Here is a 1,137-nt window from a genome sequence, read left to right as displayed (position 1 = left end):
ACAAAGTTGACGTGATTCAAGGAACTGCAGAATTTATTGATAACAATACAATAAATGTTGAACAAGAAGATGGGTTCCAACTTTTGCAATTTAATGATGTGATTATCTCAACTGGTTCACATCCTATCGAAATTCCTTCTTTCCCATTTGGTGGTCGCATTATTGACTCTACTGGTGCTTTGTCACTTCCAGAAGTTCCTAAACATTTGATTATTGTTGGGGGAGGAGTTATTGGTTCTGAGCTTGGTGGAGCATACCGTATGCTCGGTTCTAAGATTACAATTGTTGAAGGTTTGGACCACATTTTAAACGGGTTTGATAAAGAAATGTCTGATATCATTGCTAATCGCGTTAAATCTGCTGGTTCTGAAATCTTTACTTCAGCAATGGCTAAATCAGCTACTCAAACTGATAAAGATGTAACTTTGACTTTTGAGGTTGACGGAAAAGAACAAACGGTGACTGGTGATTACTTACTCGTTTCTGTTGGACGTCGTCCAAATACTGATTTAATCGGCTTGAACAACACTGATGTTAAATTGACTGACCGTGGTTTGATTGAAGTTGACGATTCTTATGCAACTAATGTTCCTCACATTTATGCAATCGGTGATGTGGTTCCTGGTCCAATGCTCGCTCACAAAGCTTCTTTCCAAGCTAAAGTTGCTGCTGCTGCGATTGCTGGAGCTGAGGACGACGTGGACTTACACGTTGCTTTGCCTGCTGTAGCTTATACAACAACTGAATTAGCAACAGTTGGAGAAACGCCTGAATCAGTTAAAGACCGTAAAGATGTTAAAATTTCTAAGTTCCCATTTGCTGCAAATGGCCGTGCCATTTCAATGAATGATACGACTGGTTTCTTACGTTTGATTACTGAAACTAAAGAAGGGGCCTTAATCGGTGCTCAAATCGTTGGCCCTGGTGCATCTGACTTGATTTCTGGTTTATCACTAGCGATTGAAAATGGATTGACTTCTAAAGACATTTCATTGACTATCCAACCTCACCCAACACTTGGTGAAGCGATTATGGATACAGCTGAATTGGCTGATGGCTTACCAATTCACGTTTAATAAAATTAAAAATCACTGACGGATTTGTCAGTGATTTTTTCTATGGATAAATTTACTAACG

The 1,137-nt window shown here is 39.2% G+C and carries 1 protein-coding gene; it reads left to right on the top strand.

Features of this window, described 5'->3' with window-relative positions; all coding sequences use genetic code 11:
• Positions 1–1,076, top strand: a 1,076-nt coding sequence (locus AB0N03_RS52465; RefSeq protein WP_364389034.1) for a dihydrolipoyl dehydrogenase, incomplete at its 5' end; no start/stop codon positions are given.
• Positions 1,077–1,137: the final 61 nt, after the last annotated feature.

It is taken from the genome of Amycolatopsis sp. NPDC051061 (genome assembly GCF_040682935.1).
GTDB lineage: Bacteria > Actinomycetota > Actinomycetes > Mycobacteriales > Pseudonocardiaceae > Amycolatopsis.
The sequence above is the reverse complement of the archived record's forward strand: the minus strand, read 5'-3'. Positions and strand labels throughout refer to the sequence as shown.